The sequence below is a fragment of the Inquilinus sp. genome, from assembly GCF_057815775.1.
On the sequence record NZ_JBYRFX010000416.1, the window covers coordinates 1 to 7,582 of the forward strand.

General features: G+C 68.2%; 8 protein-coding genes. 3 read left to right on the top strand and 5 right to left on the bottom strand.

Features of this window, described 5'->3' with window-relative positions; all coding sequences use genetic code 11:
- The 4 genes from AC3XYG_RS14805 to AC3XYG_RS14820 form a co-directional block, all read right to left on the bottom strand.
- Nucleotides 1–820: enoyl-CoA hydratase family protein (locus tag AC3XYG_RS14805; protein WP_489140606.1), on the bottom strand; the 820-nt coding region annotated here is incomplete at its 3' end.
- An 8-nt stretch (nucleotides 821–828) separates the two neighbouring features.
- Nucleotides 829–1,602: an SDR family NAD(P)-dependent oxidoreductase gene (locus tag AC3XYG_RS14810; RefSeq protein WP_489140607.1), complete on the bottom strand. Its 774-nt coding sequence runs from the start codon at nucleotides 1,600–1,602 to the stop codon at nucleotides 829–831.
- Nucleotides 1,603–1,786: 184 nt separating this feature from the next.
- Entirely contained in the window at nucleotides 1,787–2,614 is an 828-nt protein-coding gene (locus AC3XYG_RS14815) for a transglutaminase-like domain-containing protein (RefSeq protein WP_489140608.1), read from the bottom strand.
- 86 nt (nucleotides 2,615–2,700) lie between these two features.
- Nucleotides 2,701–3,627 carry a transglutaminase family protein gene (locus AC3XYG_RS14820; RefSeq protein WP_489140609.1) on the bottom strand — a complete coding sequence of 309 codons (927 nt, stop codon included), beginning with the start codon at nucleotides 3,625–3,627 and terminating at the stop codon, nucleotides 2,701–2,703.
- 210 nt (nucleotides 3,628–3,837) lie between these two features.
- Here AC3XYG_RS14820 and AC3XYG_RS14825 point away from each other — a divergent pair, with 210 nt between their 5' ends.
- Both AC3XYG_RS14825 and mctP read left to right on the top strand, forming a co-directional pair.
- Entirely contained in the window at nucleotides 3,838–4,035 is a 198-nt protein-coding gene (locus tag AC3XYG_RS14825) for a DUF3311 domain-containing protein (protein WP_309793351.1), read from the top strand.
- Nucleotides 4,025–5,500, top strand: a complete 1,476-nt coding sequence (gene mctP / locus AC3XYG_RS14830; RefSeq protein WP_489140610.1) for a monocarboxylate uptake permease MctP — start codon at nucleotides 4,025–4,027, stop codon at nucleotides 5,498–5,500. Before AC3XYG_RS14825 ends, mctP begins: the two co-directional genes overlap by 11 nt.
- Before the next feature lie 24 nt (nucleotides 5,501–5,524).
- Here mctP and AC3XYG_RS14835 read toward each other — a convergent pair whose 3' ends face one another.
- A complete protein-coding gene (locus tag AC3XYG_RS14835; RefSeq protein ID WP_489140612.1) occupies nucleotides 5,525–6,028 on the bottom strand; it encodes a MarR family winged helix-turn-helix transcriptional regulator in 504 nt (167 codons plus the stop codon).
- Between the two features lie 190 nt (nucleotides 6,029–6,218).
- On the opposite strand from AC3XYG_RS14835, the gene AC3XYG_RS14840 reads away from it, so the two are divergent.
- Nucleotides 6,219–7,463 (top strand): dienelactone hydrolase family protein, encoded by a 1,245-nt coding sequence (locus tag AC3XYG_RS14840; RefSeq protein WP_489140611.1) that lies wholly within the window; start codon nucleotides 6,219–6,221, stop codon nucleotides 7,461–7,463.
- The last annotated feature ends 119 nt before the right edge of the window (nucleotides 7,464–7,582 follow it).

The window sequence follows — 7,582 nt, forward strand, 5'->3', positions numbered from 1 at the left end:
CGAACACCGGCTTCGCCTTGGCGGCGAAGGCGTCGAAGGCGCGGCGGAAATCGCGGGTCTGCATGCACACCGCCTGGGCCTGGGCCTCCGCCTCGATCGCCTGGTCGACGCCCATGTCCCATTCCTGGTGCAGCATCCGCTTGGTCATGGCGTGGGCGAAGGTCGGGCCGTCCGCCAGCGAGCGGGCCAGGGCCGCCGCCTCATCCTGCAGCGCCTCGGGCTCGACCAGGCGGTTGAGGAAGCCCCAGCGTTCCGCCTCCGCCCCGCCCATGCTGCGGCCGGTGAACAGCAACTCCGACGCCCGTCCCTGGCCGATGATGCGGGGCAGGATCGCGCAGGCGCCCATGTCGCAGCCGGCCAGGCCGACGCGGGTGAACAGGAAGGCGGTGCGGCTGCGCTCCGTCCCCAGCCGCAGATCGGACGCCATGGCCAGGATCGCCCCGGCGCCGGCGCAGACGCCGTCGACCGCCGCCACGACCGGCTGCGGGCAGGCGCGCATCGCCTTGACGAGGTCGCCGGTCATGCGGGTGAATTCCAGCAGCCCGGCCATGTCGCGGTCCAGCAGCGGGCCGATGATCTCGAACACATCGCCGCCGGAGCAGAAATTGCTGCCGGCACCGGTCACCACCACCGCCTTGATATCGGCATCGGCCGCCAGCGCCCGGAACACCGCCACCAGCTCGGCATAGCTGTCGAAGGTCAGCGGGTTCTTCCGCTCCGGCCGGTTCAGGGTGATGGTCGCCACCTTGCCCTCGACCGACCACAGGAAATGCTGCGCCCGGTATTCGCCCAGCGGTGCGGTGACGGCGAACTGGCTCATCCTGTCCCTCACATGACCTCGCCGCCGGAAACCGGCAGCGAGATGCCGTTGACGCTGGCGGCCTCCGGGCCCGCGAGCCAGGCGACGGCGGCCGCCACCTCTTCCGGCCGCACCAGCCGGCCCTGCGGGTTGACGCGGGTCAGCTCGGCCAGCACCTGGTCGGGGCTGCGGCCGGTCTTGGCCTCGATCCGGGACACGCTGTCGCGCACCAGCTCGGTGTCGGTGTAGCCGGGGCAGACGGCGTTGACGGTGACGCCCTTGGCCGCCACCTCCTGCGCCAGCGCCCGGGTCAGCCCGACCACGCCGTGCTTGGCGGCACAATAGGCGGCGACATAGGCGTAGCCGGTGAGGCCGGCGGTGCTGGCGATGTTGATGATGCGGCCGTCGCGGCGTTCGACCATGCCGGGCAGCACCAGCCGCGTCGCCTCATACACCGCGCCGAGATTGAGGCCGATCATCCGGTCCCACATCGCCCGGTCGGTGCGGGCGAAGGGTGCGGTCTCGACCGCCCCGGCGTTGTTGACCAGGATCGCCACCGGCCCATGATCGGCGACGAGTCGCGCGATGGCGGCTTCGAGCTTGTCCGGCTGGGTCACATCCGCGGCGGCGTAGCCATGGGCCCGGCCGGCGGCGACCATGTCGGCCAGCCGCGCCTCGGTCCGGCCGATCAGCGTCACCGTGGCACCGCGCGCCGCCAGGGCGGCCGCCACCGCGGCCCCGATGCCGCTGCCGCCGCCGGTCACCAGCGCATGCTTGCCCTTCAGTCCGTTCGGATCGGCCATGCTGTCCTCCACGAGATACTTTAAGCTTGAAACATCTCGGCAGCAAGATCGTGTTTGCTCCACCCGGCTGGCCGATGGCCCGGGACGATATGAAGATGCTGGCGCCGCTGAAGAAGGCCCCAGCCGGTCGCTCAGTCGACCAGAGGGAGATCGTGGCCTCGTCCGCCCGCCGCGACCGGCAGCCTCAGGAGAGCAGGGACGGATCCTCGCCGACTTCGTCCGTCCAGACCCTGAAACTGACCAGCGTGTTGGCCCCGAAGGTGTGGGTGATCGGCACGTCGGCCGCGTCGCGGCCCAAGGCGATCAGCACGCGGCCGATGCGCGGGATGTTGTTCCGCGCGTCGAATGTGTACCACCGACCGCCGAGATAGGCCTCGAACCAGCCAGCAAAATCCATCGGGCCATAGGGCGGCGGCATGCCGATCTCGCCGAGATAGCCGGTGCAATACCGCGCCGGAATGTTCATGCAGCGGCAGAATGTGATGGCGAGATGCGCGTAGTCGCGACACACGCCCTTGCCTTCGTTGAAGGCATCCCAGGCCGTCTTGGTCGCGCGCGCATGCTCGTAGCCGAAGGCGATGTGGCGGTGCACGAAATCGCAGATCGCCTGGACCCGCGCCCACCCCGGCGGCGTTTTTTCGAAGAGAGTCCAGGCCACGTCGGACAGGCGGTCGGTCTCGCAATAGCGACTGCCGACGAGAAAGATCAGGGTCTCGCCCGGCAAATCCTCCACCGCGGATTGGGTCGCCGACGGGACGATCGGGTCCGGCAGGCCGGTGTCACGGACGACGCCATCCGCCGACAGGCGAATCCGACCGGCAGGGGCGACGATGCGACTGCACCAATTGCCGAAGCCGTCGCGGTAGGGGGTGATCGGCACGGACGGGCTGGTGGTCAGATGGTCCGGCACGATGACGTCGGAGGCCCGGGTGAAGTGGGTCCCCAGGACCATGATCACCGGCGTGGGTTGCGGGAAGTCGTAGATCAGTTCGTAGCCGACACGGATCTTCATCCGGCATCCCTATTCCATGGTCTTCCAATGGTCAAAAGACGACGTCTCTTGCCCGCGATAGACGTCGATCAAGCCAATTGCCCGAATTATGGGCACACGACGCGTTGATGTGTTGTGCGGGTCGCGTCCGGCGCACCGGAGGTGACGCTGACCTGCACCTCCATGCCGAGATGGTCCGACGCGGACCCGGTGAAGGTGCCATGCAGCGGGAGCGCATGGTCCGGATCCCGCACGACCGCAACGGTGACGAGACCGATCTTGCCGACGCTGCCGCTGGTGGGGTCGAAGTCGATCCAGCCGGCGCCCCGCAGATAGACCTGTGCCCAGGCATGGGTCGACCCGTGGGCCGAACCACTGGCGGGCTCCTCCGGCTCGTCGAACGGGATGGCGAGATATCCGGACGCGAACCGCGCGGCGAAACCGAGCGAACGGGCCGCCTCGATCATCAGCATGGCGAAGTCCCGGCAGCTGCCATGGCCGAGCCGCAGCGTCTCCACCGGCTGCTGGATCCCCTTCGCCTCCCGCCGCCGGTAGAGGAAGCCGCGGTTGATGCCATGCGAGAGCCGGGTGAGAAGCTCGATCGTGCCGATCGGCCCATCCGGCGGCAGGAATTGACGCGCCCAGCGGCCGACCTGGTTTTCCGGATCGGGCTGTTGGCGTTCGATGCACTCGGCGAGTTCGGGCGAATTGCAGCCGCTGTAGTCGACCGGAAAGGTGCCCGCAGCGTCCTTCAGATCGAGGCCGGCCGCGTCCGGCGATGAAAGCTCGAGGCACACGGTGCTCTCGAAGCACAATTCGCTCGAGCGGCCCGAAAACCGCGCGATCCCCACGTGATTGCCGAACGCGTCCTGAACGAAGCGCAGGCTCCTCGGCTCCGGGCTGATCTCGAGGCTGGCCCCGATCACTCTCTGATCGAGGGAGTCGCGGGGACGGAGCATCATCCGATGCTCGCCAAAGGCGACCGGCTGCCGATAGCGATAGGTCGTGACGTGCCGGATGGTCAGTGTCGACATGATGCCTCTGTGCTCCGTCAGACTTACGCACGATTCGTGCCAATCGACACGATCCGATCTGCCGCGCGGTGTGCTCGGCAGGAATCGACGGCGGCACGGCCGGCAACCCCGCCGCCGTACAAATTCCTATTCACTTCTCGCCGCATGGTGGCAGGGTGGCGCCAGATCGGGCGCCGGGGGGCTCCGGGCCTGTGGAGGAGGATCATATCCATGCCTGAGCGTTCACGGCGGCCGGCCCTGTGGCTGCTGCTTCTGCCCTATCTCGGGCTTCTGTGGGTGCCGTTCTACAACCGGCACGACCCGGAGATCCTGGGGTTCCCATTCTTCTACTGGTACCAGTTCGCCTGGGTGCCGCTGACCGCCCTGATCATCTGGATCGTCTATCGGAGCGTGCGTCATGACGACTGAGCTCGACCTCGTCGCCATCGCCGTCTTCGCCTTCTTCTTCATCCTGGTCACGGTGATGGGCTTCCTGGCCGCCCGCTGGCAGCGCGGCGAGACCATGGCCCATATCGATGAATGGGGCCTGGGCGGCCGCCGCTTCGGCACCTGGGTCACCTGGTTCCTGGTCGGCGGCGACTTCTATACCGCCTACACCGTGATCGCGGTGCCGGCCCTGGTCTATGCCGTCGGCGCCTACGGCTTCTTCGCCCTGCCCTACACCATCATCGTCTATCCCTTCGTCTTCCTGGTGATGCCCAAGCTGTGGAAGCGCGCGAAGGAGCACGGCTACGTCACCGCCGGCGACGTGGTGTTCGGCCAGTATGGCTCCCGCGCGCTGGAGCTGGCGGTCGCCATCACCGGCGTCCTGGCCGTGATGCCCTATATCGCGCTGCAACTGGTCGGCATGGCCGCGGTGATCAAGGCGCTGGGCCTGACCGGTGAGCTGCCGCTGGCGATCGCCTTCATCATCCTGGCGATCTACACCTATTCGGCGGGGCTGCGCGCGCCGGCGCTGATCGCCTTCGTCAAGGACATCATGATCTACATCGCGGTGCTGGCCGCGATCGCGCTGATCCCGTGGGAACTCGGCGGCTACGCCCATGTGTTCCAGGTCGCCGATGACGCGTTCAAGGCCAAGGGGTCGGGCGGCATCCTGCTGGGCGACAGCCAGATGGTGGCCTATGCCTCGCTGGCCCTGGGCTCCGCCCTCGCCGCCTTCATGTATCCGCACACCCTGACCGGCATCTTCGCCTCGGCCAGCGTCAACACCATCCGCAAGAACGCGGCGCTGCTGCCGGCCTATACGCTGCTGCTCGGCCTGCTGGCCCTGCTCGGCTACATGGGCCATGCCGCCAACCTGAACGTCACCAGCCCGAACGACGTGGTGCCGGCGCTGTTCCAGACGCTGTTCCCCAGCTGGGTCGCCGGCTTCGCCTTCGCCGCCATTGCCATCGGCGCCCTGGTGCCGGCGGCGGTGATGAGCATCGGTGCCGCCAACCTGTTCACCCGCAACTTCTGGAAGGCCTATGTCGACCCCGGCGTCAGCCATGCCGGCGAGGCGCAGGTGGCCAAGGTCACCTCGCTGGTGGTCAAGGTCGGCGCTCTCCTGGTCATCGTCTTCCTGCCGACGCAGTTCGCGCTCGACCTGCAGCTGCTCGGCGGCGTCTGGATCCTGCAGACCCTGCCGGCGCTGGTGTTCGGCCTGTTCTTCGGCTGGTTCCGGGCCCCGGCGCTGCTGGCCGGCTGGGCGGTCGGCTTCTTCGGCGGCAGCTGGGTCGTGTGGCAGAACGGCCTGAAGCCGCTGCAGGCGCTGACCATCGGCGGCAGCACCATCACGGTCTATTCCGGACTGCTGGCGCTGGCCGTCAACATCGTGGTCGCGGTCGTGGTCAACCTGGTCACCGCCCCCCGCGTCGCCCGGACGGCCTGAGCTATCCCGGGCCGGGGTGGGTGGTTATCCTGCCCTGGCCCGGCCCCGCGGCGCCGTCGCGCCGGCGACCGAGGCCTTGGCATGGCCCAGCAGCTCCATCAGCCGGTCGATCTGCGGCGTGTCCATCCCCGCCATCATCTCGGCGATCCAGTCGCCATGCGCCGCCGCCATCGCCGCGAACTGGCGCTCGCCATCGGCGGTCAGGCGGATGACATGCTTGCGCCGGTCGGCCTGCGACTGCTCGCGCGCCACCAGCCCGCCTTCGACCAGCCGTTCGACCAGCCCGGTCATGTTGCCGTTGGACACCATCAGCCGCTGGCTGAGTTCGCCCAGCGTCAGCCCCTCGCGCATCTTGTACAGCTGCGCCATCAGGTCGAAGCGCGGCAGGGTGGTGTCGAAGCTCTCGGCCAGGCGGCGCCGGATCTCGCGCTCGATCATCGTGCTGCAGGTCAACAGCCGCAGCCACAGCCGCAGCTCGACGTGGTGGTCCTTGGGTCGGTCGGTGACCTTGGTCTCGGCGTCGATCATCACGCTTCGGTCCTGAACGCTGCTGGTGGCCACCCGATCTGTTTTAAGTTTAAAGTATAACCGCGGAAGATGCAGCCCCCGGATGCCGTGCCGCCCGAGACCTCGGCCGGCGCCCCCGGATTCGCCGTTCTCAGCGTGACCAGCCATATCCGGGCAGGCGCTCCCGGACAGCCAATCGGGGATCAGGGTCATGACCAGCAGATGGGTCGACATCACGGCCGATGACGGCGGCCGCTTCCAGGGCTATCTCGCCGTGCCGGCCGCCGGCTCCGGCCCCGGGATCCTGCTGCTGCAGGAGATCTTCGGGGTCAACACCCACATCCAGGCGGTCGCCGACCTGTATGCCGAGGAAGGCTATGTCGTGCTGGCGCCGGACCTGTTCTGGCGGCAGGAGGCCAAGGTCTCGCTCGATTATGACGAGGCCGGCGCCGCCCGCGCCCGCGCGCTGCGGGAGGGCCTGGACGTCGACCGCGCCGTCGCCGATTCCGTGGCCGCCCTGTCGGCGCTGCGCCGGCTGCCGGAATGCCGCGGCAAGGTCGGCGCGCTCGGCTTCTGCCTGGGCGGCAGGCTGGCCTATCTCGTCGCGGCGCGCAGCCATGTCGACGCGGCCGTCAGCTATTACGGCACCGGGCTGGAGCCGCTGCTGGGCGAGGCCGCCGCGATCCGCTGCCCGATGGTGTTCCACTTCCCGGAGCTGGACAGCCACATCCCGCCGCAGACGCGGGACGCGATCGCCGCCGCCTTCGCCGGCCGCAGCGATGTCGAGACCTTCGTCTATCCCGGCGCCGACCATGGTTTCAACGTGCCGGTGCGGGCGAGCTTCGACAAGCCGGCGTCGCTGATGGCCCATTCGCGCAGCCTGGCCCTGTTCCGCCGGGTGATGGGGCCGAGCTACGATTTGCCGGCGCTGTGGGAGCAGCACACCGCGCTGGAATTCGCCACCCGCGACGCCCGCGCCACCATGGCGACGATGGTGGCCGAGCCTTACGTCAACCACATCCCGACCATGACCGGCGGCGTCGGACATGACGAGCTGTACCAGTTCTACGCCAACCACTTCATCCCGAAGACCCCGGCCGACACCAAACTGATCCCGATCAGCCGCACCGTCGGGGTCGACCGGCTGGTGGACGAGATGCTGTTCTGCTTCACCCATGACGTCGAGATCGACTGGATGCTGCCCGGCGTGGCACCGACCGGCCGATATGTCGAGATCCCGCTGGTCGCGATCGTCCGCTTCCGCGGCGACAAGCTTGTTGCGGAGCACATCTACTGGGACCAGGCCTCGGTGCTCGTCCAGATCGGCGTGCTCGACGCAAAACTCTACCCGACCGCCGGCGTCGAGACGGCGAAGAAGGCCTTTGACGAAGGCCTGCCGTCGAACACGCTCATGAAACGTTGGAAGGACAGTGCAGCCAAGACGGCCGCCGAATAGCGGCCTCGCAACAAACCGGGACGCTTCGCCGCCCTTCGGGCGAGCGGCGCGCCACCAGAGACAGGAACAGGAGAGGTGCCATGGAATCCGCTCGTTTCTCACGTCGCACGATGCTCGGC